This window comes from Pseudomonas sp. LB3P25, assembly GCF_054897985.1.
Genome location: NZ_CM142711.1, coordinates 4,437,516 through 4,462,876, shown reverse-complemented (window position 1 = coordinate 4,462,876; position 25,361 = coordinate 4,437,516). Strand labels below are relative to the sequence as shown.

The following is a 25,361-nucleotide window of genomic DNA, read 5'->3' as shown; positions in this document are numbered from 1 at the left end:
AGCAGTAGGTCCATCCGGCCTCTAAAGGCGACCGTGCCAAGGGCTGTTATTAGTGCTTTCCCTGGCGGGCGCACTTGGCTGAGTCGTTCGGTCTATGGAATATCATATTATGGTATTCCAAACTTTGTGCAAGCACTTTGCCTTACCGGCTATCAGCCAAAAGCGCTTTTTTCTATCTGGCTGAACACATATCTGTGGCGAGGGAGCTTGCTCCCGCTGGACTGCGCAGTTGTCCCCTTCTTTTCAGGTAGAGAGAGGGGCCGCTTCGCAGCCCAGCGGGAGCAAGCTCCCTCGCCACAAAAGCCCCTCACCAAAGGGGAACGCCTCGGGATCACTGAGTGAAAGGGATGCTCTCCACCACTTCCAGGTTGTAACCGGTCAAACCGGCGTATTTCAGCGGAGGACCAAGATGACGCAGTTTGCCCACGCCAAGATCCTGCAGAATCTGCGCCCCGGTGCCGACTTCCGAATAGATCCGTGACTGCGAACGGCTGAACTGCCGTGGCGGCTGGGTCAGCTGCGGCACGCGCTCAAGCAGCGCTTGCGACGACTCATGATTGGCGAGCACCACCACCACGCCACGACCTTCCTCGGCCACTCGTTGCAACGCCGCCCACAACGTCCAGTTGGACGGGCCGCTGTATTCGGCACCCACCAGATCGCGCAGCGGATCGATCACATGCACGCGCACCAGCATTGGTTCGTCCCGGTGCAATTTGCCCATGACCATTGCCATGTGGACACCGCCTTCGATGCGGTCTTCAAAGGTGATCAGGCGGAAGGTGCCATGCACCGTGGGCAATTCACGTTCACCGATACGCACCACGGTGTGTTCAGTGCTGAGGCGGTAGTGGATCAGGTCGGCGATGGTGCCGATCTTGATCCCGTGCTGGCGCGCGAACACTTCCAGGTCCGGTCGGCGGGCCATGGTGCCGTCATCGTTCATCACTTCGACGATCACCGAGGCCGGGGTGAAGCCGGCCAGGCGTGCCAGGTCGCATCCAGCTTCGGTGTGACCGGCGCGGGTCAGTACGCCGCCTTCCTTGGCGCGCAGCGGGAAAATGTGACCGGGTTGCACGAGGTCGGCGGGCCCGGCATTAACGGCGACGGCGGCTGCCACGGTACGCGCCCGGTCGGCGGCGGAGATGCCAGTGGTCACGCCGACGGCGGCCTCGATGGACACAGTGAACGCGGTGCTGAACACGCTGCCATTGCTCGGCACCATTTGTTCCAGCCCGAGGCGTTGGCAGTGGTCGTCGGTCAAGGTCAGGCAGATCAGACCGCGCGCTTCCCGGGCCATGAAGCTGATGGCCTCGGCCGTGCAGCAATCGGCGGCCAGCAGCAGGTCGCCTTCGTTTTCACGGTCCTCGTCATCGACCAGGAGCACCATCTTGCCTTGTCGATAGTCTTCGATGATTTCTTCGATGCTGTTGAAGGCCATGCTGGGATTCTCAGTGTTTGATGGAAATACTTTGTGGTATACCATAATACAAAATAAACCAAGAGGTCACTATGAAGGCGTACTGGATTGCTCATGTCGATGTCACCGACCCCGATCAATACAGCCAATACACCCAACGGGCACCGGCGGCTTTCGCGTTGTATGGCGGGCGGATGTTGGCCCGGGGCGGGCGCAGCGAAGCGCTGGAAGGCGGGCCCACGCCGCAGCGCAACGTGGTGATTGAGTTCGACTCGTACGAACAGGCGCTGGCCTGCTACAAGTCGGAGGAATATCAGGAGGCGAAACGGCACCGCGAGGGCGTGGCTCGGGCTCAGATCATCATTGTCGAGGGCGTGGCGCCGATGTGAAGGTGGAACACCTGTAGGAGCAAAGCTCCGGGCGGCGTTCCGACGATGGCGATTTGAAGGACGCCATCGCGGGCAAGCCTTGCTCCTGCAAAGCACGGCGCAGGACACAAACCAATCGCTAGCGAATGAAGTGGATCTTGCCGGTATCGTCGTTGCCGATGTAAATACCATACACCCCGGCCTGGCGCTCCTCGATATAGCGTTCGAGGATCTGCCGGATCGCCGGGTAGTAGATACTGTCCCAAGGAATGTCCTCGGGTGCGAAGAATTTGTAGTCGAGTGTTTCCGGCCCGTACTGGCCGGTGATCTCCAGGGCGATGGCGCGGAAGATGATGTACACCTCGCTGATCTTCGGCACGCTGAAGATCGAGTAGGGCGAGAGAATTTCCGCACGCACGCCGCTCTCTTCCCAGACTTCGCGCAGCGCAGCCTGCTCGGTGGTCTCGCCGCCTTCCATGAAGCCTGCCGGCAACGTCCAGGTACCAGGACGCGGCGGAATGGCGCGCTGACACAGCAAATACTTGCCGTCCTGCTCGATGATGCAGCCGGCAATGATCTTCGGATTGACGTAATGGATGTAGCCGCAACCGCGGCACATCAGGCGCTCGTGCGTATCGCCCGGCGGCAGCTGAGACCTGAGGTCATTGCCGCCGCACTTTGGACAAAAGCTCGGGCTGAACATGTTTAGCGACCTATGCGCGGTTCTTTAAGCGCGATCGGCAGGGTGATCTGCGGGATCGCCCCGGTCTCTTCCTGCTTGCGCTTGAGGTATTCCAGGGCGACTGCCGCGGCGGCGCGCACGTGGTTGACGCAAGCCTGGTGGGCGGCGAGGGGATCGCCGCTCTTGATCGCTTCGACAATCAGCTCCATTTCCTGATTACTGGCGCCGCGACGGTTTTCCTGGGACACCGACGTCGCCCGCAAGTAGCTGATTCGCGCCTGCAACTGACGCAATTGCAGCGCCGCAACATGGTTGCCGGAGCCTTCGAGCAGCACATCGTAGAAGCCCTGAACCGAATCGATGACCTGTTGCAGCTCGCCGTCCTTGAGGGCTTTGCGGTTTTCCTCGAGGGCTTTTTCCAGGGCCTTGATATCCTTGGCCTTGGCGCGCAGGGTGAACAACTGGACGATCAGGCCTTCGAGCACGCAACGCAGCTCGTAGATATCGCCGGCATCGGCCAGGGTGATGATCGCGACCCGTGGGCCCTTGGCGTCGGCGAATTCCACCAGGCCTTCGGATTCCAGGTGACGCAAGGCTTCGCGTACGGACGTGCGGCTGACGCCCAGGCGATCGCACAGATCGCGCTCGACCAGACGGTCTCCCGGCAGGAGCTGGAAGTTCATGATGGCGCTTCGCAGTTTATCCAGCACGATTTCGCGCAGGGTAACGGGATTGCGATTGACCTTGAAGCTGTCGTCGAGTGGCAGGCGTTTCATGGGGTCCGCTCTGAATGTGGCTGTCCATGCAAAAAGAGCACTTCGATCGCAAGAATCTCCGTGCTCGGTCAGATCAAACAGCCAAGGGTTAACTGGAGGCCTCGGCATCGGCATCGGCTTCGGCTTCGGCGAACGCTTCACGGGCGAGCCGGAAACTGTCTACGGCAGCGGGGACACCGCAATAAATACCGACCTGAAGCAGAATTTCGCGTATTTGTTCACGAGTCAGTCCGTTACGCAAGGCACCGCGTACATGCAGCTTGAGTTCGTGAGGCCGATTGAGGGCCGAAATCATGGCCAAGTTTATCATGCTGCGTTCTTTAAGCGATAAACCCTCACGGCCCCAGACATGGCCCCAGCAGTACTCGGTGACCATTTCCTGCAGCGGCCGGGTGAAGTCGTCGGCGTTCTCGATGGAGCGTTTCACGTAGGCTTCGCCCAGCACCTGGGTGCGGATTTTCAGGCCTTTTTCGTACTTTTCATTGCTCATCACTATGCTCCGACTGCAATCCTTGTGGGAGCGAGCCTGCTCCGGGCGGCGTTCCGACGAAAGCGGTGTGTCAGCCAGCATCATTGTTGAGTGTGCGACCGCATTCGCGAGCAGGCTCGCTCCCACAGGTTTTTTGAGTAGTCCAGTCAGGCTAGGGCGGGCAAAGGACCCAGCTTGCCTTTGTGGTAGATCATCGGCGTCACCGGTTGCTCGGGCAGTATCAGGTTCTTCACCGCGCCGACGATGATCGCGTGGTCACCGCCGTCGTATTCGCGCCACAGTTCGCACTCGATGATCGCCGTGGCGTTGCCCAGCAGCGGATTGCCCAGCGCACTCAAGTGCCAGTCGATGCCGTTGGCCTTGTCCTTGCCTTTACCGGCAAACGCATAGGCTTCGGCGGTTTGGTCGGCCGACAGCAAGTGAATCGCGAACTGCTTGCTGTCGCGCAGGATCGGGTACGTGTCAGAGGCATAGTTGGGGCAGAACAGCACCAGTGCCGGGTCGATCGACAGCGCACTGAACGCGCTGGCGGTAATGCCGACGATGCCGCCGTCCGGGTCCAGGGTGGTGACCACCGTGACCCCGGAAGGGAACGAGCTCATGACGTCTTTGTAAATGCCGGGTTCGATCATTTCGTCAATCTCCTAGCGCATCACAAACGGATCAGGCATTGGCGCCTGGGAAAGGTTGATCCACACCGTTTTCAGCTCGGTGTAGGCCAGCACCGAATCGATGCCGCTTTCGCGTCCATAGCCGCTGTTCTTGAAGCCGCCGATCGGCGCCATGGCCGACACGGCGCGGTAGGTGTTGACCCAGATGATCCCGGAGCGCACGTCCCGGGCCAGGCGATGAGCCCTGCCTAGATCGCGGGTCCAGATGCCAGCGGCGAGGCCGAACTGCGAGTCGTTGGCAATCGCCAGCGCTTCGGCTTCATCCTTAAAGCGAATGACCGAGGCCACCGGACCGAACACTTCTTCCTGCATGATCTTCATCGAGTTGCGGTCGCACTCGAACAAGGTCGGCTCATAAAACCAGCCTTCGCCCAGATTCTGCGGACGCTTGCCGCCCAGGCGCAGGCGCGCACCTTCGGCGATGGCATCGGCGACCAGGCCTTCGACCACGGCCAGTTGTTGCGCAGTGGCCATGGGGCCCATTTCGCTGCTGTCTTCCTGCGGGTTGCCGATGCGGATGCGTTTGGCGCGTTCGACCAAACGATCGACGAACTCATCGTAGATTTCGTCCTGCACCAACAATCGCGAGCCGGAGACGCAGCTCTGCCCGGAGGCCGCGTAGATCCCGGCAATCGCGCCATTGATCGCGCTGTCGAGGTCGGCGTCGGCGAAAATGATATTGGGCGATTTGCCGCCCAGTTCCAGCGACAGCTTGGCGAAGTTCTCGGCGCTGCTGCGCACCACGTGCCGTGCCGTTGCAGCGCCGCCGGTAAAGGCGATTTTGCGGATCAGCGGATGGCGGGTCAGGGCCGCGCCAGTGCTTGGGCCGTAGCCGGTAACGACGTTGACCACGCCCGGCGGGATGCCGGCTTCCAGCGCCAGACGCGCCAGTTCGAGAATGGTCGCCGAAGCGTGTTCCGACGGTTTGATCACGATGGTGTTGCCCGCCGCCAAGGCCGGGGCGAGTTTGATCGCGGTCAGATAAAGAGGGCTGTTCCACGGAATGATCGCCGCGACCACGCCCATGGCTTCGTGCACGGTGTAGGCAAACAGGTCCGGCTTGTCGAGGGGCAGGGTGCCGCCTTCGAGTTTGTCGGCCAGGCCCGCGGTGTAGTGGAAGAACTCCGGCAAGTAGCTGACCTGCCCACGGGTTTCGCGGATCAGCTTGCCGTTGTCACGGCTTTCCAGCTGCGCCAGGTGCTCCTTGTTTTCAGCGATCAGATCGCCCAGGCGCCGCAACAGTTTGCCGCGGGCGGTGGCGGTCAAGCCGCGCCAGGCCGGGCTGTCGAAGGCCGTCTGCGCCGCTTGTACAGCGCGCTCAACGTCGGCTTCGTCGGCATCGGGCAATTCGGCCCAGGCTTGGGCAAGCGCCGGGTTCAGGCTTTCAAAAGTTTTGCCGGACAGGGCATCGACCCATTCACCGCCGATGCACATCTGGAAGCGTGCGAGTGTCATGCAACGATCCCCTTTATTTGGTTTTGTCGGGAGTTCGCCGTGTCGAGAAACTCCAGCAACAGCTGGTTGACCAGGCGCGGTGATTCTACGGGCATCATATGCCGCTGCTCGGCGAGCACGGCAACTGTCGCGCCGGGAATGCGTGCGGCCAATTGCTCGGCCATTTCCGGTGTCGAACCCGGGTCCAGTTCACCGGTGGCGATCAGCGTCGGAACCTGAATGCTGGCCAAATCGTCAGCGCGGTACATATCCTGGGTCGCGAACAGCTCATAGGTGGTCAGGTAACCCTGTGGGTCATTGTCTGCCAGGGTTTGGCGCAAGGCCGCGATCTGCGCCGGGTTAGCCGCCTGATATTCGCGGCTGAACCAGCGCGACAGGGCGGCTTCGGCGTTGGCATCCGGTCCGTGCTCGGCCGCTTGAGCGGTGCGGGCGATAACGCCGGCACGCTGTTCGGGGCTGCGATTGAACACGCTGTTGAGTACCACCAGGCCTTGCAGGCGTTGCGGGTAATGCAAGGCAAATGCCCGGGCCACCAGCCCGCCCATGGAAAAACCGATCACCGTCGCCTGAGGCACTTGCAGGTGATCGAGCAGCTCAAGCAACTGGTCGGCATAGCCGAGCAGGGGCGTGCCGCTTTCCGGGCGCGGGCTGGCGCCGTGGCCGAGCATGTCGTAGGCAATCACGCGGTACTTCGTGGCCAGACCAACGACCTGGCCGCCCCACATTTCTTTGTTCAGGCCCACGCCGTGGATCAAAACCACGGGCTGGCCTTGGCCGGTCGCCAGGTAACTGGTGCCAGCCGGGGTGAGTTCAGCGGTGAGCCGAATCATGGAGCGCTCCTGCATGCCTTTTTGTTGTTCTTACCGACCTTGATTACTGGGCGTTTTCAGCGGCCAGCTCTTCGAGATCGATGTAGCGGTTGCCGATGCGTGGGTGCAGGCGGCCGCCATCGGCGCAACCCAGCACCACCACGATTTCGTCGGCACGCGGTGCATCTTCGATTTGCATTTCCAGGGTGATGTAGTGCGAACGCAGGCCTTCGTCGTCCTTGTGCATCATCGGGACCTGGATCGAGGTGCCCGGGCCGCCGCGCTTGTTGGTAAAGCTCAGGTAGCTCTTGGCTTTCACCGCTTCGCGGTAATGGTTGCCAAAGCGCAGGGTGTGGATGACGGCGGAGGCGTGTTCGATTTCACCGTCGGCGCCCACCACAGCGGCCTTGCCGTAAGCCTCGATCTTCTCTGCACCGCCGATGATGCCGACCAGACGCTCGACCATCAGCGCACCGAGGTCGGAGCAGTTGGCACGAATTTCCGGTTTCAGGTCTTCGACAAAGCCGCGACCCAGCCAAGGGTTTTTCATCACGACGGCCAGACCGACCATGGTCACTGGCTTATCCGTGGCCTTGCCGCCTTCGATAAAGGTTTCTTCGACATAGCTGACGATCTTGCGGATTTCGAAACTCATGAGCTGCTCCGTGTAGGGTAAGAGTGTCTGTGCGTCTGATGGTATACCATAATACCTGAAGCACAAGTCCCTGATATGAGTTACTGGTCGGAAGGCGATAAAAAGGGGGGAATTCACAGGGCTGCTTTTACATGGCAATGACGCCGTCGAGTCAATGCAACCGAGCTGCAATTCAAGGCTGATGTTAAAAAATGTTATTTTAAAAAATAACTTCACATTTTCTGATCACTGGGGGATTATCTGCTCAACCTTTACGCGCCTTTGCTGGCGTTAAAGACGCCGTTGCTTTCCTCTGGAGTACCCCATGAATAACAAGAATGTCGGTGTAGTCGGTCTGGGCGCGATGGGCCTGGGCATTGCCCGCTCGCTGTTGCGCGGCGGTTTCAATGTGCATGCCTGTGATGTGCGGGCGGCGGTGACGGAACAGTTCGCCAGCGAGGGCGGCGTGGCGTGCGCTTCGCCCGCACACATGGCCGCCGAGTGCGACGTGATCATCACGGTCGTGGTGAATGCCGAGCAGACGGAAACCGTATTGTTTGGCGAGGAGGGGGCCGTGGCCGCGTTGCGTCCTGGCAGTCTGCTGATCGGCTGCGCCACCGTGGCCCCGACCTACGCCGTGGACCTGGGTCAGCGTCTGGCCGAGCAAGGCCTGCTGTATCTGGACGCACCGATCTCCGGTGGCGCTGCCAAGGCCGCCGCCGGCGAGATGACCATGATGACGTCGGGCCCGGCTGATGCTTATGCCAAAGCCGAAGCGATTCTTGCGGGCATGGCCGGCAAGGTGTATCGCCTGGGTGACGTCCATGGCCTGGGTTCGAAGGTCAAAATCATCAATCAGCTGCTCGCCGGCGTACATATCGCCGCTTCTGCCGAAGCCATGGCGCTGGGCCTGCGTGAAGGGGTCGATGCTGATGCGTTGTATGAGGTGATCACCCACAGCGCCGGTAATTCCTGGATGTTCGAAAACCGCGTACCGCACATTCTCAAGGCTGACTACACACCGTTGTCCGCGGTGGATATTTTCGTCAAGGACCTGGGCCTGGTGCTGGATACCGCCCGAGCCAGCAAATTCCCGTTGCCGCTGTCGGCCACCGCTCACCAGATGTTCATGCAGGCGTCCAGTGCCGGCTTCGGTCGTGAGGACGACTCGGCGGTGATCAAGATTTTCCCGGGCATCGAATTGCCGACTGCCAAGCCCCAGTCCGTTTGAAGCCCGAGCCCGTTTGAGGAACACCCCATGACTACCTCCACCGCACGCCCGCTGCTGGGCTGCATCGCCGACGATTTCACCGGTGCCACGGACCTGGCCAACATGCTGGTGCGCGGCGGTATGCGTACCGTGCAAAGCATCGGTATTCCGAGCGCAGACGTTGCCGCCGGGCTCGACGCCGATGCGATCGTCATTGCCCTGAAGTCGCGTACCACGCCGGTCGCCGACGCGGTCGAACAGTCCCTCGCCGCACTGGTCTGGCTGCGCGAGCAAGGCTGCGAGCAAATCTTTTTCAAATATTGCTCGACGTTCGACTCCACCGCGGCCGGCAATATCGGCCAGGTCAGCGAAGCGCTGCTGGCTGCACTGGGTAGCGACTTCACCCTGGCCTGTCCGGCGTTCCCGGAGAATGGCCGGACGATCTTTCGCGGCCATTTGTTTGTGCAGGATCAACTGCTCAGCGAGTCGGGCATGCAGCATCACCCGCTGACGCCGATGACCGACGCCAATCTGGTTCGGGTGCTGCAATCGCAGACCGGCCTGAATGTCGGCCTGTTGCGCTATGACACGATTGCCCAAGGGGCCGAGCACGTACGGGCGAAAATCGCCGAACTGCGGGCTCAAGGTGTCGCAATGGCCATTGCTGATGCGCTATCTGATACCGACCTTTACACCCTCGGTACGGCCTGCGCCGATCTGCCGTTGTTGACGGGTGGTTCGGGCCTGGCCCTGGGCCTGCCGGAAAATTTCCGTCGTGCCGGCAAGCTGCGCGACCTCGATGCGTCGATACTCCCGGCGGTGTTCGGCGGGGAAGTGGTGTTGGCCGGCAGTGCGTCGATCGCCACCAATGGACAAGTGGCGGCCTGGCTCGAAGCCGGGCGGCCGGCCCTGCGGATTGATCCGTTGGCCTTGGCTGCGGGTGAACCGGTGGTGGCGCAAGCCTTGACCTTTGCCCGTGATAACGATCAAACCGTATTGATCTACGCCACCAGTTCACCGGATGAGGTCAAGTCGGTGCAACAGCAACTGGGTGTCGAGCACGCGGGCAGTCTGGTGGAAAACGCCTTTGGCGAAATTGCACAAGGTCTGCGTCAGAGTGGCGTGCGCCGTTTCGTGATCGCCGGCGGAGAAACCTCGGGCGCTGTGGTTCAGGCGTTGGGCGTGCAGCTGCTGCAAATCGGCACGCAGATCGATCCGGGTGTGCCGGCGACCGTCAGCAGTACTGACGAACCTTTGGCGTTGGCACTCAAATCGGGCAACTTCGGTGGCCGCGATTTCTTCAGCAAAGCCTTGAACCAACTCGCCCAAGCCGGAGGTGCGCAATGAGTAACGAAAACGCCCTGCGCGAAGAAATCTGCGAGGTTGGCCGCAGCCTTTACCAGCGCGGTTACACCGTCGGCAGCGCCGGCAATATCAGTGCGCGCCTGGACGATGGCTGGTTGATCACACCGACCGACGTCTGCCTCGGGCGCCTCGATCCCGCGACCATCGCCAAGGTCAACCTGGCCGGCGAATGGGTGTCCGGTGACAAGCCTTCAAAGACCCTGGCGCTGCACCGTCAAGTCTACGACCGCAACCCGAGTGTCGGCGGTGTGGTGCATACCCATTCCACCCATCTGGTGGCGTTGACGCTGGCAGGTGTCTGGCAGGCGAACGACATCCTGCCGCCGCTGACGCCGTATCAGGTCATGAAAGTCGGGCATATCCCGTTGATTGGCTACCAGCGACCCGGTTCGCCGAAGGTTGCCGAGCAAGTCGCGCAGCTGGCCAATAGTGTTCGCGGCGTGATGCTCGAACGGCTTGGCCCGGTGGTCTGGGAGAGTTCGGTGTCCAGGGCCAGTTACGCCCTGGAGGAACTCGAGGAAACCGCGCGGCTCTGGCTGATGAGCCATCCCAAGCCTGAACCGCTCGATCAAGCGGCGCTGGACGAGCTGCGAGTGACTTTTGGTGCGCACTGGTAAGGCGTTGGCTTAACACGACAGAGCGATAACGCAGGCCCTGACCGGGAGACGCGCAGCGACTCTCGATGGCCGAGGCTTGCCAAAAAATACAATAACAAGAGGAAAACCAGGCATGACTCATCTTCATTGCGGCATGTTCAGATCCAGTGGCGGAACCCTTTCGTTCACCCGGCGTGGAGGGTGTGTGAAATGAGCCCGTTAATCCTGCTGGTTACCGCGGGGCTCGGGATCGCTCTGTTGCTGTTCCTGGTGCTCAAGTACAAGTTCCAGCCCTTCGTGGCCTTGATGCTGGTGAGCATTCTGGTGGCGCTGGTGGCCGGGGTGAAACCGGCCGATCTGGTCGCCACCATCGAAGGCGGCATGGGCAAGACCTTGGGCCATATCGCGATCATCATTGCCCTGGGCGCGATGATCGGGCGGATCATCGAGCTCTCCGGCGGTGCCGAGGCGCTGGCCAAGACCCTGATTACTCGTTTTGGCAATCGGCGCACACCGCTGGCGCTGACGATTGCCGGCTTCATGGTCGGGGTGCCGGTGTTCTTCGAGGTCGGCGTGATCATCCTGATGCCGCTGGCTTATGGTATTGCGCGCAGTGCGCGCAAGCCGCTGTTGGTGTTTGCGCTGCCGATGTGCGCGGCCTTGTTGACCGTACATGCCTTTCTGCCGCCACACCCGGGCGCCGTGGCCGCTGCCAGTCAATTGGGCGCGGACCTGGGCCGCGTGCTGATGTTCGGTCTGCCGCTCACCGCGTTCCTTTGCTATGTCGGCTACCGCGTGGCCGGGCGCATGACCCGTCGGGTGTACCCGATGACCGACGATATTCGTGCGGAGGTCTATGGCCCGCATGTCACCAACGAAGACCTGGCCGCCTGGTCAAACGGCAACGACAAGAGCCCTGAGCGAGCGGCTGTGGCCGTGTCGCACATGGGCCTGGAAGAGTCCACCAGCAGTATCGTTTCCAAGTTGCCGCCGGCACCCGCACCGGGGTTTGGTCTGATCGTCAGCCTGATTCTGCTGCCCATCATTCTGATTCTGTTGGGGACTCTGTCCACCTCGTTGCTGCCTGCCGAATCGACCCTGCGCGGCATCATGACCGTGCTCGGCGCGCCGCTGGTGGCGTTGCTGATCGACACCTTGCTGTGTGCCTGGTTGCTGGGTTCGCGTCGGGGCTGGAGTCGCACTCAGGTGTCCGACGTGATTGGTTCGGCCTTGCCCGGTGTGGCCATGGTGATCCTGATTGCCGGTGCCGGCGGGGTGTTTGGCAAGGTGCTGGTGGATACCGGAATCGGCGCCGTGGTCTCCGACATGCTGCGCACCACCGGTCTGCCGGTGCTGGCGCTGGGCTTTCTGCTGACCCTGCTGTTGCGTGCGGTGCAGGGCTCGACCACGGTGGCGCTGGTGACCACTGCCGGCATCATCAGCCCGCTGATTGCGACCCTCAATCTCACCCCGAATCACATGGCCCTGCTGTGCCTGGCCATGGGCGGTGGCGGGTTGGCCATGTCCCATATCAATGATGCCGGTTACTGGATCTTCACCAAGTTGTCCGGACTAAACGTGGCCGACGGCTTGCGCACCTGGACGGTGTTGACCACCTTGCTCGGCACTTTAGGTTTCTGTATTACCCTGCTGATCTGGCCGTTTGTCTAACGACCTGTAGGAGCACGGCTTGCCGGCGATGGCGTCCTTGAGATCGCCATCGTCGGAACGCCGCCCGGAGCAAACTCAGCTCCTACAAAAGCCATCTATAGGAGTTACCATGCCTCATTTTGCTGCCAACCTCAGCATGCTCTACCCGGAACATGCGTTTCTGGATCGCTTTGCCGCCGCGGCGGCTGATGGTTTCGACGCGGTGGAGTATCTGTTTCCCTACGACTACAGCGCTGAAGAACTCAAGCAACGCTTGAGCGACAACGGCCTGGTGCAGGCATTGTTCAATGCGCCGCCCGGTGATTGGACGGCGGGCGAGCGGGGCACGGTGTCGTTGCCGGGCCGGGAGAGTGAATTTCGTAGCGGTTTTGATCGCGCCCTGAAATACGCCAGCGTACTGGGCAACTCACGCATCCATGTCATGGCCGGCCTGCTGCCTTCCGAGAGTGATCGGGCACGGCATCACGCCATTTACCTGGATAACCTCGCCTATGCCTCCGCCCAAGCGGCCAAGGTCGGCGTCACGGTATTGCTCGAACCGATCAATACGCGGGACATGCCGGGCTTTTTCCTCAATCGGCAGGATCAGGCCCAGGCCATCTGCAAGGAAGTGGGCGCCAGTAACCTGAAGGTTCAGTTCGACTGCTACCACTGCCAAATCGTCGAGGGCGACCTGGCCACTAAACTGCGTCGGGACTTCGACGGCATCGGCCACATCCAGATCGCCGGCGTGCCGGACCGACATGAACCGGACCAGGGAGAAGTCAACTATCCCTATCTGTTCGAGCTGATCGACCAGTTGGGTTATGACGGCTGGGTAGGGTGCGAATACCGGCCGCGTGGCAACACATCGGCCGGCTTGCAGTGGCTGCGGGACTGGAAGGCACGCTAAGCGCAACAGAGAAGAGGGCGACGGGCTCTGCTGGAGGCAGGAGCCCGTTGTTTCAGGCCGGGGGATTGTCAGACGGCAGCATCAGCTCGACACCTTGCTTGCGGATGCTATCGGCCGCGGCAGGGGTCAGCGCGTCGTCGCTGAGGATGATGTCGAATTGTTCGAGCCCGGCGATCCGGTACATGCTGAACGTGCCGTACTTCGAACTGCTGGCCACCAGCACCACTTGCGAGGCCGATTGCATCGCGACTTGCTTGACCTCCACCTTAAGCGCCGAAGGCGTGGTGAGGCCACGACGCAAATCCCAGGAGCTGGTGGAGATGAAGGCAACATCGGTGACGACCTGCCGCAAGGTGGCCACCGCCAGACCGCCCACGCACGATTGATTGGAGTGATCCAGCTGCCCACCGGTGTGAATCACCGTGACTTGGGGTGCTTCGATCAGTGCCTGGACAATGCCGAAATCATTGGTCACCACAGTCATACCGGACAGCGCCTTGATGTAGGGGACGATTTCCAGCGTGCTGGTTCCGGCATCCAGGTAAATCGTCATATCGGCATGCAGTAGCCGGGCGGCGAGCTTGGCCATGGCCTGCTTCTGCGGCAACTCGACCACGGCCTTGAATTGATGGCTGGGCTCACTGTGGAGCTGGCTGGCGATTCGCACCCCACCTGTTACCGAGTAAGCACGACCTTCCTGTTCAAGCAACGCGATATCGCGGCGTATGGTCATGTGCGAACAGTCGAACATGTCCATCAATTGATGAACGCTCAGCACCTGATGTTTGCGCAACTGCCGCAACATCAATTCACGGCGCTGTTCAGGAATCATCGGTGCGCCGCTTTCGGCGGCGATGTCCTTTTGACTAGGCATTCGGGCTCCAGAATGAAGAAATCCGCAGACAAGGAACGCGGGCAAACATAGTAGCGAATCTACGGTAAAGGAACGAGGAGTGCCTGCTACCGCGAGATGATCCCGTGATCGATCGCGTATTTCACCAGGGCCGCCGGTTTGTCGATGTTGAGTTTGCGACGGATGCTCAGGCGATGGGTTTCTACCGTGCGAACGCTGATGTCCAGTTCGCGGGCCATCTCCTTGTTGTTCAGCCCCTGAGCCATCTTGTACAACACCTGGCTCTCGCGCGGTGTCAGCTCGTTGTCGGTGCTTTTATCGGCGATGAGCCGCTGGGCGATCTCGGCACTGTAGAACGTGCCGCCACTGGCGATGGCTTCGATCGCCGCAATGATTTCCCGCGACGGTGAGTTCTTCAGTACATAGCCGCTGGCCCCCGCACGAACGGACTCACTCACGTACTCATTATTGTCGTACATGCTGAGCACCAGCACCTTGAGCGACGGGTATTGGCTGCGCAACACTCGGGTCAGTTCAAGCCCGTTCATGTCCCGCAGGCTAATGTCGACCAACAACAGGTCCGGCTGGCAGCGTCCGACCATTTCAATGGCGTCCGCGCCACTCTCGGCTTCGCCCACCACTTCAAGGGGGGCCATGACCGCCAGCAGCGCTTTGATCCCGTCGCGGACCAGGGCGTGATCGTCGACCAGGGCGACGCGGATCGGGTAGGGCAGGTTCATCGCGGGTATTCACTCTTGTTGTTGTGGGGCGAGTCAGCGTTTTGCGCCGGGCACTTTCATCGGCAGCATAACGTCCAGCTCACTTCTTCCCGGCATCGAGATCAGGTCGAATCGTCCACCAAAATGCTCGACACGCTCACGAATATTACGCAGGCCAATGCCCGCATGACGACGCTCGACCTGGGCGACGTTGAAACCGATACCGTCATCGACCACCGTCAACCGTATGGAATCTTCGGACCCGTGCAGGGTAATGGAGACGTTTTTAGCCTGGGCGTGTCGTTCAATATTAGTCAGGCCTTCTTGCACGATGCGAAACAGCGAGACCGCTGCCCCGTCGACCAAATGACAGTCAAATTCGTTGTCGTTGTAAGTCACCACCAGGCCGCTGCGTTGCTCGAATTCTGCGGCGAGTTGACCGATCGCGGCCGGCAGGCCCAGGGTATCGAGCAGCGAGGAACGCAGGTCGTGGGAAAGGCTGCGAACCTCGCCAATCGCTTCCCCCAAGCGCTCCGTGGCGTCCTTCAGCGTGCTCAAACCCTTGTCGTGTGCTTGCCCATTCTCGAGCAGATGGCTGGCCAGTTCGAACTGAAACTTGATGGAGACCAGTAGCTGGCTGATGCCGTCGTGCAGTTCGCGGGAAACCCGAGATCGTTCTTCCTCTTGCAAGCTGACGATACGCTGAGTCAGGCGCTGAAGTTTTTTGTCGGCCAGACGATGCTCGCTGACGTTCAGCGTCATGCCGCTGGCGAAGACAAACAGCACCGCCACAAGGGCCACTGCGGCAATCGCCAGCATGGTTTTACGAATGCCCTGGGCCACTTCGTCACGCGCCTGTTGGGTCGCGCGCTCAACGTCTTCAAGGTAGATGCCGGTGCCGAGCATCCAGCCCCAACGATCCAGCATCACCACATAGGCGAGCTTGTCGGTCACCTGGCCGGAAGAGGGTTTGTTCCAGGCATAGCGTTGAAAGCCTTCGCCCGATTGCGCACTTTTGAGCAGCGCCTGGATCACGGGTAAACCGTGAGGGTCCTTCATGTCCCACAGGTATTTGCCCACCAACTCTGACTGGCGCGCGTGCATCAGGCTGCGACCTTCGTGGTCGTAGACGAAGAAGTAGCCATTGATGCCAAAGCTGAGCTTGCGCAGTTCTTCCAGCACTTGTTGTTGTGCGTGTTCGTCACCGTGGCCGTCGTCGTACAGCGGCTCGATCAGGCTTTGCGCCATTTCGACGTAGTTCTTAAGTTCTGCGCGCTTGCTCGCCAGAATGCTGTCTTCGATCAGTTGCGCCTGTTGTTCACCCAGTTGGCGGTTCATGGAAATCACCAGCGCGCAGATGACGGCGATGGCCAACACCAGCGGCAGAATCCCGAGCGCGACGATTTTGTGTTTGAGCTGCATCTCTGCTCCTGACCGGACCGAGGGAAGGCGAAGGCCCGGCATCATATGCCAAAGATACGCGCGTCCAGTAGCGGTGCTGGACGGAATGACCTGCGGCTGTAGGAGCCGAGCTTGCTCGCGATGGCGGCCTGACAGCCGACCAATCTCTTGCAGATGCACACCATTCCCCTGTGGGAGCGAGCCTGCTCGCGAAGGCGGTATATCAGACGACATCGAGGTTGAATGACAGATTGCATTCGCGAGCAGGTCGGATCGCCGCACCGTCGCTCCCACAACAAGATCAGTGTCGTCTACGTAGAACTACGTAGACGCCGCGTACGTAGTAACGCGGATTTATTTGTAGACGGCATGCGGGGATATTGGGCCAGCTCCGCACAGCGGACACAATTATAAAAATTACCGCCGCAGTCCACTGGCTGTCGGCAGGAGACACGCTATGCCCCGTCTGGCTAAACACCTCGCCTGGTTTGCCGTGGCTGTCCTGGGAGCGTTTGCGCTAAGTGTCGTGGCCCTGCGCCGCGGCGAAGCGATCAACGCCCTCTGGATCGTAGTCGCAGCAGTCGCTATCTATCTCGTCGCTTATCGCTACTACAGCCTGTTCATCGCCACCAAGGTGATGCAACTCGACCCCAATCGTGCCACGCCCGCTGTCGTTAACAACGACGGTCTGGACTACGTACCGACCAATAAACACGTCCTCTTCGGCCACCACTTCGCAGCCATCGCTGGCGCGGGGCCGCTGGTCGGTCCGGTCCTGGCGGCGCAGATGGGCTATTTGCCCGGTACGCTGTGGCTGATTGCCGGCGTGGTGCTGGCCGGTGCCGTTCAGGACTTCATGGTCCTGTTCATGTCCACCCGCCGCAACGGCCGTTCCCTGGGTGACATGGTCCGCGAAGAAATGGGCCGTATCCCCGGCACCATCGCGCTGTTTGGCTGCTTCCTGATCATGATCATCATCCTCGCGGTGCTGGCGCTGATCGTGGTCAAGGCGCTGGCCGAAAGCCCGTGGGGCATTTTCACGGTGATGGCGACCATCCCGATCGCGATGTTCATGGGCATCTACATGCGCTACATCCGTCCGGGTCGCATTGGTGAAATCTCCATCGTCGGCGTGCTGTTGCTGCTGGGTTCGATCTGGCTGGGCGGGCAGATTGCCGCTGATCCGGTCTGGGCCAAGGCCTTTACCTTCACCGGGATCCAGATCACCTGGATGCTGATCGGCTACGGTTTCGTCGCGGCAGTATTGCCGGTGTGGCTGATTCTGGCGCCGCGGGACTACCTGTCGACCTTCCTCAAAATCGGCACCATCATGGCCTTGGCGATCGGCATCCTGATCACCATGCCCGACTTGAAAATGCCGGCACTGACCCAGTTCGTCGACGGTACTGGGCCTGTGTGGAAGGGCGGTCTGTTTCCGTTCCTGTTCATCACCATTGCCTGTGGCGCGGTCTCCGGTTTCCACGCGCTGATTGCTTCCGGCACCACGCCGAAGTTGCTGGCCAGCGAAGGCCATGCCCGTTACATCGGTTACGGCGGCATGCTGATGGAATCCTTCGTGGCCATCATGGCGATGGTTGCGGCGTCGGTGATCGAGCCGGGCGTGTACTTCGCCATGAACAGCCCGGCGGCGCTTGTCGGCGCGGATGCTGTTTCGGTGGCTCAGACCGTCAGCAGCTGGGGCTTTGCAATTACGCCGGAAGCCCTGCAAGCGGTGGCCAAGGACATCGGTGAAACCACCATTCTGGCCCGTGCCGGCGGTGCGCCGACCCTGGCAGTCGGTATCGCGCAGATCCTGCACCACCTTCTGCCGGGTGAAAACACCATGGCGTTCTGGTACCACTTCGCGATCCTGTTCGAAGCGCTGTTTATCCTGACGGCTGTGGATGCCGGCACCCGTGCCGGACGTTTCATGCTGCAGGACTTGCTCGGTTCCTTCGTGCCGGCCCTGCGGCGGACTGAATCCTGGACCGCCAACCTGATCGCAACCGCCGGTTGCGTGGCAATGTGGGGTTATCTGCTGTACCAGGGCGTGATCGATCCGCTGGGTGGCATCAATACCTTGTGGCCATTGTTCGGTATCTCCAACCAGATGCTGGCCGGTATCGCGCTGATGTTGGCAACCGTCGTGCTGATCAAAATGAAACGCCAACGCTACGTCTGGGTCACCATGCTGCCCGCCGTGTGGCTGCTGATCTGCACCACCACCGCCGGCTTCATCAAACTGTTCGACGCCAACCCGGCGATCGGTTTCCTGGCACTGGCCAAGAAGTACAGCGATGCCCTGGCCAACGGTCAGATCCTCGCGCCAGCCAAGAGCATCGACCAGATGCAGCACGTGATCTACAACGCCTATACCAACGCAACGTTGACGGCGCTGTTCTTATTGGTGGTTTTCAGCATCCTGTTCTTTGCGCTCAAGGTCGGTATCGCCGCCTGGGGCACCAAAGAACGTACGGATAAAGAAGCACCATTCCAGGCTCTGCCGGACGCTTGATCGAGGATTGCAGCATGTTCAATGACCTGAGTCGCCTCGGTAAATACCTCGGTCAGGCCGCGCGCCTGATGGTCGGGATGCCCGACTACGACACCTACGTCGAGCATATGCAAACCAAGCACCCGGACAAACCGGTGATGAGTTATGAGGTGTTCTTCCGGGAACGCCAGGAAGCTCGTTACGGAAGCAAGGCTGGGCCGAAGTGCTGTTGATGGTGGGTGGCAGCAATGCCACTTAAATAGCTAATAAAGAACCCGGCTGATGAGGCCGGGTTTTTTTTGAGTGAATGGCGTTGGTCGAGCCGTGTTTGGTCAGGCTGCGGGGAGGGTTTCGAGCGTTTCGAGATTCAGCAGGGTGAAATAGCCATGGTCCGGCCTCCAGCCACCAGTATCGATGTGAATCACATTGCCAAGGCTGATGGGCATATGAAGCGGCGTATGCCCCACGACCAGTGCGCGCAGGCCTTCAACGCCATGCGTCTCCTGCTGATCGATCCGCCTTCGTGACCACATGCAGTAGTGCTGCACCTCCTGCAGACGCCTGTTGCTTTCCGGCGACTCCAGTTCCTTTCGCAGTTGCTGCCATGATGGAAATGGACAATCGGCGTGCACGATGCCGATCAGGCCGTATGCTGTTTCAACTTCGATCGCGATAGGGAGCTTGGCGAACTGCGCCGCGAATGCTTGCTTCTCGAACAGCGACAGGCCCACGAACCATGAGCCGCCGTTGAGTATCCAACTGTCGATGTCGCAGTTATCGAAATCCACCACATAGTCGTCATGGTTGCCTCGCACCGGGTGGAACCATGGTTTGTCCAGCCAATCGAGCGCGTCACGGCACTCGGGCCCGCGGTCAATCAGATCACCAACACTGAACAGCCGATCTACCAAGCGGTTGAACCCGGCTGCATCCAGAGCGGCCTGCACCCCAGTGAAATGGCCATGAATGTCACCCACCGCGAAATCTCGGCCGGCAACGTTTGCGGCGAAGTGCTTAACGCGCGACATTTCTAATGTTTCGAGCATGGGAATGCCACTCCGGCAGCTCCCCAACGGGCTAGTCAGTTGAGTTTAGGCCAGAAAGTGGTACTCGACCGTTAGCGCGCCGGCAGGCAGTCCTTTACCGCCTGCCCGGCAGGCTGCCCCGCTCAAGCACGGTCAGAGCGAATAGGCCGTCGCTTGCCCGATAGGGTTGTCCTGCACGCCGGCGATAAGGTGCAGAGGCATGTGTTGCGTATCCATGGATGGGACTTCAAAACTATCCACTATCTGGGTGGGGCGCACACTCACCCCGGTCGACTCTTCGACAAGAGCCTTGGCCATTCTCGCGTGGTTCGCTGCGATTTCATTGAGAGTTGACACGTTACATCTCCGGGTGACTGACCAAGCGCATCGCTGGCGTCCTAAGCGTTAATTAAAGGGCTGCCGCGTCAGAATTACGTCGTTCTGGGGCTGCTACGGGCGTCTTGTGCAAACCTTAAGCCAGACATAGTCAATAAATTCGCGCTGCGTTTCTGATGCGACGAATGGTGGTGCGAGAGCGTTTCTGGCTTCGTCACCGAGGATCGGGGCTGGCTTCAATGGGGATATGTCCTGAGCCTATAAGGCCGGGGAAAAAGGTGATTAGACGGGGAGAAGTTGTTTTGTTAAAAAATTAGTGCATGGCTGCTGTTTACGCGCCAATGCATCTCCATTCGGTTAGATGGAAATCGCCCAACATTGAGCTGGGCAACGATCAATGAGTCTGATGCCGATACAGGGATAAGTAGCTGCGACTTTGGCCAACTGCTCGCGCACCGAGGCACTGGGCTCATTGATCCCCTTTCTCTTACGCAGGTTGATCCTTTCGAACGAAGAACATCACGCGGCGTTCTGCCGGTTGTCGTTGAGCGCTGCGCGCAGGGGAGTGCATGCTCGGGCGACGCCGCGCTACAGTCACCCCTTTCAGGACAAGGAAGTATCATGTGGATTTTGAAAGTAGCAGTGACTCGACCCATTTTCCGCCAATGGCTGATCACTGTTTCTATCGCACTTTTTGCAGTGGCGGGCGGTGCACAGGCTCAAACCACGCCACAGGCAAACCAAGAGATAAAGGGCTTACTGGATTTTGTGGAGCACAGTGAGTGTAAGTTCGTGCGCAACGGCAGTGAATACCCTGGGCCACAGGCTCGGGCACATCTCGAAAAGAAGCTGAATTATCTCGAAGGCAAGAACCTGGTGAGCAGCACAGAAGACTTCATCAATCTCGCGGCCACTAAAAGCAGCATGACTGGCCAAGCCTATGAAGTGCGTTGCTCAGCAGGCGTCCAGCCGACGAGCACCTGGCTGAAGACAGAGCTACAGAGACAGCGCCAGCTCCATTGAGCCTACCCCCGAAACGAAAAGGCCCAGCCCACCTGCCGGGCTTTTTCGTTTTGGGTGTCGTACAGGCAGGACGCCCTGATCTAGCGTTTTACTGACGGTTACAGATGGTTTGCCCGTTAACCAGACGAGGGATATTTAGAGGGTTGGCCTCTTTCAAGGCATCGGGCAGCAAGGCGTCTGGAAAATTCTGGAAACACACCGGGCGCAGGAAGCGGTCGATGGCCAGAGTACCCACCGACGTACCGCGCGCATCGGAAGTCGCCGGATAGGGCCCGCCATGGACCATCGAATCACAGACTTCCACACCGGTAGGATAACCATTGAGCAGGATCCGCCCGACTTTCTGCTCCAGCAACGCCGTCAATTCACCAAACTGAGTGAAGTCCTCCGGGTCGCCGATGATGGTCGCCGTGAGCTGCCCATGCAGGCCATTCAGCGCGGCACTGAGTTGTGCCTGATCGGCCACTTCGACGAACACCGTGGTCGGGCCAAACACTTCCTCTTGCAGTACTTCATCGCCCTCGATCAGCAGGCTGACATCAGCCTTGAACAGTTGCGGCTGGGCCTGATTCCCTGCCTGCGGGCTACCGGCCAGGTGCTCGATGCCCGGATGGGCGAGGAGTTTTTGCAGGCCTTGGCCATAGCTGCTCAAGGTCCCGGCGTTGAGCATGGTTTGCGCCGGTTGATCGCCCATCAGCCCGGCCACCTGCAGCACAAACGCGCTGAACTGCGGCGAACGAATACCGATCACCAGACCCGGATTGGTGCAGAACTGACCGCAGCCCTGAACCACCGATGCAGTCAGGTCGCGGGCGACGGTTTCTGCCCGAGCGGCCAACGCCTGGGGCAACACGATCACCGGGTTGATGCTCGACATCTCGGCAAACACCGGAATCGGCTGTGGACGTGCGGCGGCCATGTCGCACAACGCCCGGCCGCCCTTGAGCGAGCCAGTAAAGCCAACCGCCTGAATGGCCGGGTGCTTGACCAGCGCTTCGCCGACCCCACTGCCGTAGATCATGTTGAACACGCCGGCCGGCATGCCGGTTTTGTCTGCCGCGCGGATGATCGCGTCGGCAACCAGTTCGGCCGTGGCCATGTGCCCGCTGTGGGCCTTGAACACCACCGGGCAACCGGCGGCCAATGCTGAAGCGGTGTCGCCGCCGGCGGTGGAAAACGCCAGGGGAAAGTTACTCGCGCCGAATACGGCCACCGGTCCGAGACCGATGCGGTACTGACGCAAGTCCGGACGCGGTAACGGCTTGCGCTCGGGCAATGCCTGATCGATGCGGGCACCGTAGAAGTCACCGCGACGCAGCACTTTGGCGAACAGGCGCATCTGGCCGCTGGTGCGACCGCGCTCGCCTTGAATGCGTGCCGCCGGCAATGCAGTTTCGCGGCAGACCACGGCGACGAACTCCTCGCCCAAGGCGTCGAGTTCATCGGCCACCGCATCGAGAAACTGCGCCCGACGCTCGGCACTCAGGCTGCGATACGCCGGATAAGCGGCGGCGGCAGCCTTGGCAGCGGCATCGACTTCTTCCTGCGTGGCCTGGTAAAAATCGTGAGGCAAGGCTTCGCCCGTGCTGGCATCAACGCTGTTGACGATGATATTGCCGGCAGCGCTGCGCTGACCGGCGATGTAGTTGTGGCCGATGATCGTGGGCATTTCTGGCTCCAGAAAAGAATGTTCGAATCCCCCTTGCGGGGATTTCAGGGCAATAGGGGAGGAGAGCAGGGGGTCAGGTGACAGCACCGATCTGCCAAGGCACGAATTCGTTCTGCCCGTAACCGTGCTGCTCGCTCATGCTGCGTTCGCCCGAAGCGATGCGCAGCATGAGTTTGAAGATGGCTTCACCGCATTCTTCGATGGTCATGGTGTCTTCAGCGATCTCGCCGCAGTTAATGTCCATGTCTTCGCGCTGGCGATTCCACAAGGCGGTATTGGTCGCCAGTTTGATCGATGGCGTGGGGGCGCAACCGTAGGCAGAGCCACGTCCGGTGGTGAAGGCAATCAGGTTGGCACCACCGGCCACCTGGCCTGTAGCCGATACCGGGTCGTAGCCGGGGGTGTCCATGAACACCAGACCTTTGGCGCTGACCACTTGGGCATACTCATAGACATCGACCAGATTGCTGGAGCCTGCCTTGGCCACGGCACCCAGGGACTTCTCCAGGATGGTGGTCAAGCCTCCGACCTTGTTACCGGCCGAAGGGTTGTTGTTCAGCTCTGCGCCCATGCGCTCGCAATACGCCTCCCACCAATGAATACGGGCGATGAGTTTTTCGCCCACGGCGCGGTTGACCGCCCGGCGGGTCAGCAGGTGTTCGGCACCATAGATTTCCGGGGTTTCGGAAAGGATGGCCGTACCGCCACAGGCGACCAGGCGGTCCACGGCATTACCCAGCGCCGGGTTGGCGGTGATACCGGAATAACCGTCCGAGCCGCCACATTGCAATCCAATCACGAGATGCCTGGCACTCACGGGTTCGCGCTTGACCTGGTTGGCCTCCTCAAGCAACGCCTTGACCTGGGCGATGCCGCTGGCGACCGCTTTGGAGGTGCCGCCGCTGTCCTGGATGCTGAAGGTGCGCAGCGTATCGCTGCGGCTCAGGCCTTGGGTGCTGAGCAGTCCTTCGATCTGGTTGGTTTCGCAGCCCAGTCCGATGACCAGCACGGCGGCGAAGTTGGCATGGGTGGCGTAGCCGGCCAATGTTCGGCGCAGCAAGGCCAGGCCTTCGCCGGCGGGGTCCACGGCGCAACCGGCGGAATGGGTCAGGGCAACCACGCCATCGACGTTGGGGTACGCCAGTAACGCGGCAGGATTGATGTCCCGGCGGAAGTGGTCGGCAACGGCGCGGGCCACGGTGGCCGAGCAATTGACCGAGGTCAGGATGCCGATGTAGTTGCGTGTCGCCACTCGACCATCCTGGCGCACGATCCCCATGAACACGGGCTCGTCGTTCAAGGGCTTGTCAGGTTTCACATCGACGCTGAAGGCATAGTCACGGGCGAAATCGCCCATGGTCAGGTTGTGCACATGCACGTGATCGCCGGCTTCGATAATCCCGGTGGAAAAACCGATGATTTGTCCGTAACGACGCAAGGGCTGGCCGGCTTCGACACGGCGTGCGGCGATCTTGTGGCCGGCGGGTACCGGCTGGCGCACGGTCACGCCTTCCTGCTCGAGTACTTCACCCGCGATCAACGGCCGACGGGCGATCAATACATCGTCCAGAGGATTGAGGCGCAGGACGGCGGCTGCACCGGTTTTCATGATCAATTCCATCGGAAACTCACTGGCTATGAAGCGTGGGAGGTCGCTGGCAATCGGGCCGCGCCATACCTTTGTTGCCGCACTATAAGAGCCTCCGCCCGTGGCTGCCTAATGAGACCTTTGGATTGATCGATAACCTTTTCTCATTGGTTCAGGGTTTTTTGAGTGAAACATCGCTCAACGGTCGCCAGCTTCCCGTCGCAGCCTGGCGAATTCCAGCAAGGTATCGGCGAATTCCCGGGCGGCTTCGCTCAGCGGTTCATCCTTGCGCGTGATGATGCCGTAGTCCTGGGGCTCGACCTTGAACGGCGTGTTGAGTACTTTGAGCAAGCCGCTCTGGACCTGGGACTGGACCATGGACTCGGGCAACATCGCGAGCATCGGTCCCGATTGCAGTAGTTGCAGGAAGGTCGGCATCGAGATGGTTTCGACCGTGTTGGTGGGCGTGCGCACATTGAACTCGGTGAAGGCCTTTTCCATTCGCCGCCGTATGGGGGCATTGAAGGGGTACATGACCCAGGGCCAGTCGCCGAGCTGATCAGTCGCCACTTCATCGAACTGCGCCAAGGGATGGCGGCTGTTGACCACTAGGCAAAACGGCTCGGGCCCCAGTGCGCGAAATTCGAATGGCTGCTGGTAACGTTCATCGGTGAAGCGGGCAATGATCAGATCGAGCTTTTTATGCTCGAGCATTTCCAGCAGCTGATTGCTGGTTTGCTCGATCACTTCGATGGACAGCATCGGGCGGTCCAGCTTGATCCGGGTGATGGCCTCGGGCAGCACGACCGAGGTCGCGGCGAAAATCGCGCCGACTTTCAAATGACCATGTCCACCTTTGCGCAGCTTATTGAGCTGATCGACGAAAGATTGCGTGTCGTCCAGGGTCATCCGCGCATAGCGGACCACGAACTCGCCGAGCTCGGTCAGGACCATGCTGCGGGTCTGCCGTTCGAACAACGCAAACCCGAGCAACAGCTCGATGTCGCGCAACATCTTGCTGATGGCCGGCTGGGTCAGATTCATCAGCTCGGCCGTGGTGTGCATGTTGCGGGTCCTGGCCAGCGTATCGACCAGCATCAAATGTTTGATCTTGAGCCATTTGCTGACGCTGGCGTATGAAATCTCATCGTTTTCCATAGGGCGCTCACTCTGGTTGATAACGAAACGATATCAAATGCTGAAAATATGTCATT

The 25,361-nt window shown here is 60.3% G+C and carries 25 protein-coding genes; 9 read left to right on the top strand and 16 right to left on the bottom strand.

Annotated elements, in window-relative coordinates; all coding sequences use genetic code 11:
* Nucleotides 1–331: 331 nt before the first annotated feature.
* Nucleotides 332–1,441: a bifunctional 3,4-dihydroxy-2-butanone-4-phosphate synthase/GTP cyclohydrolase II gene (gene ribBA, locus ACYZTW_RS20250; RefSeq protein WP_462001502.1), complete on the bottom strand. Its 1,110-nt coding sequence runs from the start codon at nt 1,439–1,441 to the stop codon at nt 332–334.
* Between the two features lie 71 nt (nt 1,442–1,512).
* Here ribBA and ACYZTW_RS20245 point away from each other — a divergent pair, with 71 nt between their 5' ends.
* A complete protein-coding gene (locus ACYZTW_RS20245) occupies nt 1,513–1,809 on the top strand; it encodes a DUF1330 domain-containing protein (protein ID WP_462001501.1) in 297 nt (98 codons plus the stop codon).
* A gap of 118 nt (nt 1,810–1,927) precedes the next feature.
* Here the strand turns inward: ACYZTW_RS20245 and ACYZTW_RS20240 are convergent, their stop codons facing one another.
* The 7 genes from ACYZTW_RS20240 to ACYZTW_RS20210 all read right to left on the bottom strand — a co-directional run bounded on the left by ACYZTW_RS20240 (nt 1,928) and on the right by ACYZTW_RS20210 (nt 7,326).
* The gene (locus ACYZTW_RS20240; RefSeq protein WP_019690464.1) at nt 1,928–2,491 is read right to left on the bottom strand and encodes an NUDIX hydrolase; all 564 of its coding nucleotides are present in this window, start codon (nt 2,489–2,491) and stop codon (nt 1,928–1,930) included.
* 2 nt (nt 2,492–2,493) lie between these two features.
* The gene (locus ACYZTW_RS20235) at nt 2,494–3,246 is read right to left on the bottom strand and encodes a GntR family transcriptional regulator (protein WP_462001500.1); all 753 of its coding nucleotides are present in this window, start codon (nt 3,244–3,246) and stop codon (nt 2,494–2,496) included.
* An 88-nt stretch (nt 3,247–3,334) separates the two neighbouring features.
* Nucleotides 3,335–3,736 (bottom strand): carboxymuconolactone decarboxylase family protein, encoded by a 402-nt coding sequence (locus ACYZTW_RS20230; protein ID WP_462001499.1) that lies wholly within the window; start codon nt 3,734–3,736, stop codon nt 3,335–3,337.
* 146 nt (nt 3,737–3,882) lie between these two features.
* A complete protein-coding gene (locus tag ACYZTW_RS20225; RefSeq protein ID WP_033057760.1) occupies nt 3,883–4,368 on the bottom strand; it encodes a flavin reductase family protein in 486 nt (161 codons plus the stop codon).
* A 12-nt stretch (nt 4,369–4,380) separates the two neighbouring features.
* Nucleotides 4,381–5,862: an aldehyde dehydrogenase gene (locus ACYZTW_RS20220; RefSeq protein ID WP_462001498.1), complete on the bottom strand. Its 1,482-nt coding sequence runs from the start codon at nt 5,860–5,862 to the stop codon at nt 4,381–4,383.
* Complete coding sequence (locus ACYZTW_RS20215) at nt 5,859–6,692, bottom strand: alpha/beta fold hydrolase (protein WP_462001497.1); 834 nt, start codon at nt 6,690–6,692, stop codon at nt 5,859–5,861. The genes ACYZTW_RS20220 and ACYZTW_RS20215 overlap by 4 nt, the downstream gene beginning before the upstream one ends.
* A gap of 43 nt (nt 6,693–6,735) precedes the next feature.
* Entirely contained in the window at nt 6,736–7,326 is a 591-nt protein-coding gene (locus ACYZTW_RS20210; RefSeq protein ID WP_462001496.1) for an amino acid synthesis family protein, read from the bottom strand.
* A 304-nt stretch (nt 7,327–7,630) separates the two neighbouring features.
* Here ACYZTW_RS20210 and ltnD point away from each other — a divergent pair, with 304 nt between their 5' ends.
* The 5 genes from ltnD to otnI all read left to right on the top strand — a co-directional run bounded on the left by ltnD (nt 7,631) and on the right by otnI (nt 13,039).
* Nucleotides 7,631–8,536 (top strand): L-threonate dehydrogenase, encoded by a 906-nt coding sequence (gene ltnD / locus ACYZTW_RS20205; protein ID WP_462001495.1) that lies wholly within the window; start codon nt 7,631–7,633, stop codon nt 8,534–8,536.
* Between the two features lie 27 nt (nt 8,537–8,563).
* On the top strand, nt 8,564–9,862 hold the full coding sequence (gene otnK, locus ACYZTW_RS20200) for a 3-oxo-tetronate kinase (RefSeq protein WP_462001494.1): 1,299 nt from the start codon (nt 8,564–8,566) through the stop codon (nt 9,860–9,862).
* Nucleotides 9,859–10,497, top strand: coding sequence for a 3-oxo-tetronate 4-phosphate decarboxylase (otnC, locus tag ACYZTW_RS20195; protein ID WP_462001493.1), 639 nt, complete (start codon nt 9,859–9,861; stop codon nt 10,495–10,497). The genes otnK and otnC overlap by 4 nt, the downstream gene beginning before the upstream one ends.
* Before the next feature lie 189 nt (nt 10,498–10,686).
* A complete protein-coding gene (locus tag ACYZTW_RS20190; protein WP_462001492.1) occupies nt 10,687–12,147 on the top strand; it encodes a GntT/GntP/DsdX family permease in 1,461 nt (486 codons plus the stop codon).
* Between the two features lie 109 nt (nt 12,148–12,256).
* Nucleotides 12,257–13,039: a 2-oxo-tetronate isomerase gene (gene otnI / locus ACYZTW_RS20185; RefSeq protein WP_462001491.1), complete on the top strand. Its 783-nt coding sequence runs from the start codon at nt 12,257–12,259 to the stop codon at nt 13,037–13,039.
* Nucleotides 13,040–13,091: 52 nt separating this feature from the next.
* Here the strand turns inward: otnI and ACYZTW_RS20180 are convergent, their stop codons facing one another.
* The 3 genes from ACYZTW_RS20180 to ACYZTW_RS20170 all read right to left on the bottom strand — a co-directional run bounded on the left by ACYZTW_RS20180 (nt 13,092) and on the right by ACYZTW_RS20170 (nt 16,033).
* Complete coding sequence (locus tag ACYZTW_RS20180) at nt 13,092–13,913, bottom strand: DeoR/GlpR family DNA-binding transcription regulator (RefSeq protein ID WP_462001490.1); 822 nt, start codon at nt 13,911–13,913, stop codon at nt 13,092–13,094.
* Nucleotides 13,914–13,999: 86 nt separating this feature from the next.
* Entirely contained in the window at nt 14,000–14,632 is a 633-nt protein-coding gene (locus ACYZTW_RS20175) for a response regulator (RefSeq protein ID WP_462001489.1), read from the bottom strand.
* A 33-nt stretch (nt 14,633–14,665) separates the two neighbouring features.
* Nucleotides 14,666–16,033, bottom strand: coding sequence for a cache domain-containing protein (locus tag ACYZTW_RS20170; RefSeq protein ID WP_462001488.1), 1,368 nt, complete (start codon nt 16,031–16,033; stop codon nt 14,666–14,668).
* A 436-nt stretch (nt 16,034–16,469) separates the two neighbouring features.
* On the opposite strand from ACYZTW_RS20170, the gene ACYZTW_RS20165 reads away from it, so the two are divergent.
* Both ACYZTW_RS20165 and ACYZTW_RS20160 read left to right on the top strand, forming a co-directional pair.
* Nucleotides 16,470–18,527 carry a carbon starvation CstA family protein gene (locus ACYZTW_RS20165; RefSeq protein WP_462001487.1) on the top strand — a complete coding sequence of 686 codons (2,058 nt, stop codon included), beginning with the start codon at nt 16,470–16,472 and terminating at the stop codon, nt 18,525–18,527.
* A 14-nt stretch (nt 18,528–18,541) separates the two neighbouring features.
* Nucleotides 18,542–18,739 carry a YbdD/YjiX family protein gene (locus ACYZTW_RS20160; protein ID WP_007900300.1) on the top strand — a complete coding sequence of 66 codons (198 nt, stop codon included), beginning with the start codon at nt 18,542–18,544 and terminating at the stop codon, nt 18,737–18,739.
* Between the two features lie 99 nt (nt 18,740–18,838).
* Here the strand turns inward: ACYZTW_RS20160 and ACYZTW_RS20155 are convergent, their stop codons facing one another.
* Both ACYZTW_RS20155 and ACYZTW_RS20150 read right to left on the bottom strand, forming a co-directional pair.
* On the bottom strand, nt 18,839–19,552 hold the full coding sequence (locus tag ACYZTW_RS20155) for a metallophosphoesterase (protein ID WP_462001486.1): 714 nt from the start codon (nt 19,550–19,552) through the stop codon (nt 18,839–18,841).
* Between the two features lie 132 nt (nt 19,553–19,684).
* Nucleotides 19,685–19,888, bottom strand: a complete 204-nt coding sequence (locus ACYZTW_RS20150) for a hypothetical protein (protein ID WP_462001485.1) — start codon at nt 19,886–19,888, stop codon at nt 19,685–19,687.
* Nucleotides 19,889–20,488: 600 nt separating this feature from the next.
* Between ACYZTW_RS20150 and ACYZTW_RS20145 the strand changes: the two genes are divergently transcribed.
* A complete protein-coding gene (locus ACYZTW_RS20145) occupies nt 20,489–20,890 on the top strand; it encodes a YfeK family protein (RefSeq protein WP_462001484.1) in 402 nt (133 codons plus the stop codon).
* A gap of 88 nt (nt 20,891–20,978) precedes the next feature.
* Here ACYZTW_RS20145 and ACYZTW_RS20140 read toward each other — a convergent pair whose 3' ends face one another.
* The 3 genes from ACYZTW_RS20140 to ACYZTW_RS20130 all read right to left on the bottom strand — a co-directional run bounded on the left by ACYZTW_RS20140 (nt 20,979) and on the right by ACYZTW_RS20130 (nt 25,305).
* The gene (locus tag ACYZTW_RS20140; RefSeq protein WP_462001483.1) at nt 20,979–22,559 is read right to left on the bottom strand and encodes an aldehyde dehydrogenase (NADP(+)); all 1,581 of its coding nucleotides are present in this window, start codon (nt 22,557–22,559) and stop codon (nt 20,979–20,981) included.
* A 73-nt stretch (nt 22,560–22,632) separates the two neighbouring features.
* Nucleotides 22,633–24,180, bottom strand: a complete 1,548-nt coding sequence (locus tag ACYZTW_RS20135) for a UxaA family hydrolase (protein WP_462001482.1) — start codon at nt 24,178–24,180, stop codon at nt 22,633–22,635.
* A 165-nt stretch (nt 24,181–24,345) separates the two neighbouring features.
* Nucleotides 24,346–25,305 carry a LysR family transcriptional regulator gene (locus ACYZTW_RS20130; RefSeq protein WP_462001481.1) on the bottom strand — a complete coding sequence of 320 codons (960 nt, stop codon included), beginning with the start codon at nt 25,303–25,305 and terminating at the stop codon, nt 24,346–24,348.
* Nucleotides 25,306–25,361: the final 56 nt, after the last annotated feature.

Coding starts and splice junctions, on each gene's coding strand:
- ribBA (WP_462001502.1), bottom strand. CDS start 1,441: ATGGCCTTCAACAGCATCGAAGAAATCATCGAAGACTATCGACAAGGC.
- ACYZTW_RS20245 (WP_462001501.1), top strand. CDS start 1,513: ATGAAGGCGTACTGGATTGCTCATGTCGATGTCACCGACCCCGATCAA.
- ACYZTW_RS20240 (WP_019690464.1), bottom strand. CDS start 2,491: ATGTTCAGCCCGAGCTTTTGTCCAAAGTGCGGCGGCAATGACCTCAGG.
- ACYZTW_RS20235 (WP_462001500.1), bottom strand. CDS start 3,246: ATGAAACGCCTGCCACTCGACGACAGCTTCAAGGTCAATCGCAATCCC.
- ACYZTW_RS20230 (WP_462001499.1), bottom strand. CDS start 3,736: ATGAGCAATGAAAAGTACGAAAAAGGCCTGAAAATCCGCACCCAGGTG.
- ACYZTW_RS20225 (WP_033057760.1), bottom strand. CDS start 4,368: ATGATCGAACCCGGCATTTACAAAGACGTCATGAGCTCGTTCCCTTCC.
- ACYZTW_RS20220 (WP_462001498.1), bottom strand. CDS start 5,862: ATGACACTCGCACGCTTCCAGATGTGCATCGGCGGTGAATGGGTCGAT.
- ACYZTW_RS20215 (WP_462001497.1), bottom strand. CDS start 6,692: ATGATTCGGCTCACCGCTGAACTCACCCCGGCTGGCACCAGTTACCTG.
- ACYZTW_RS20210 (WP_462001496.1), bottom strand. CDS start 7,326: ATGAGTTTCGAAATCCGCAAGATCGTCAGCTATGTCGAAGAAACCTTT.
- ltnD (WP_462001495.1), top strand. CDS start 7,631: ATGAATAACAAGAATGTCGGTGTAGTCGGTCTGGGCGCGATGGGCCTG.
- otnK (WP_462001494.1), top strand. CDS start 8,564: ATGACTACCTCCACCGCACGCCCGCTGCTGGGCTGCATCGCCGACGAT.
- otnC (WP_462001493.1), top strand. CDS start 9,859: ATGAGTAACGAAAACGCCCTGCGCGAAGAAATCTGCGAGGTTGGCCGC.
- ACYZTW_RS20190 (WP_462001492.1), top strand. CDS start 10,687: ATGAGCCCGTTAATCCTGCTGGTTACCGCGGGGCTCGGGATCGCTCTG.
- otnI (WP_462001491.1), top strand. CDS start 12,257: ATGCCTCATTTTGCTGCCAACCTCAGCATGCTCTACCCGGAACATGCG.
- ACYZTW_RS20180 (WP_462001490.1), bottom strand. CDS start 13,913: ATGCCTAGTCAAAAGGACATCGCCGCCGAAAGCGGCGCACCGATGATT.
- ACYZTW_RS20175 (WP_462001489.1), bottom strand. CDS start 14,632: ATGAACCTGCCCTACCCGATCCGCGTCGCCCTGGTCGACGATCACGCC.
- ACYZTW_RS20170 (WP_462001488.1), bottom strand. CDS start 16,033: ATGCAGCTCAAACACAAAATCGTCGCGCTCGGGATTCTGCCGCTGGTG.
- ACYZTW_RS20165 (WP_462001487.1), top strand. CDS start 16,470: ATGCCCCGTCTGGCTAAACACCTCGCCTGGTTTGCCGTGGCTGTCCTG.
- ACYZTW_RS20160 (WP_007900300.1), top strand. CDS start 18,542: ATGTTCAATGACCTGAGTCGCCTCGGTAAATACCTCGGTCAGGCCGCG.
- ACYZTW_RS20155 (WP_462001486.1), bottom strand. CDS start 19,552: ATGCTCGAAACATTAGAAATGTCGCGCGTTAAGCACTTCGCCGCAAAC.
- ACYZTW_RS20145 (WP_462001484.1), top strand. CDS start 20,489: ATGTGGATTTTGAAAGTAGCAGTGACTCGACCCATTTTCCGCCAATGG.
- ACYZTW_RS20140 (WP_462001483.1), bottom strand. CDS start 22,559: ATGCCCACGATCATCGGCCACAACTACATCGCCGGTCAGCGCAGCGCT.
- ACYZTW_RS20135 (WP_462001482.1), bottom strand. CDS start 24,180: ATGGAATTGATCATGAAAACCGGTGCAGCCGCCGTCCTGCGCCTCAAT.
- ACYZTW_RS20130 (WP_462001481.1), bottom strand. CDS start 25,305: ATGGAAAACGATGAGATTTCATACGCCAGCGTCAGCAAATGGCTCAAG.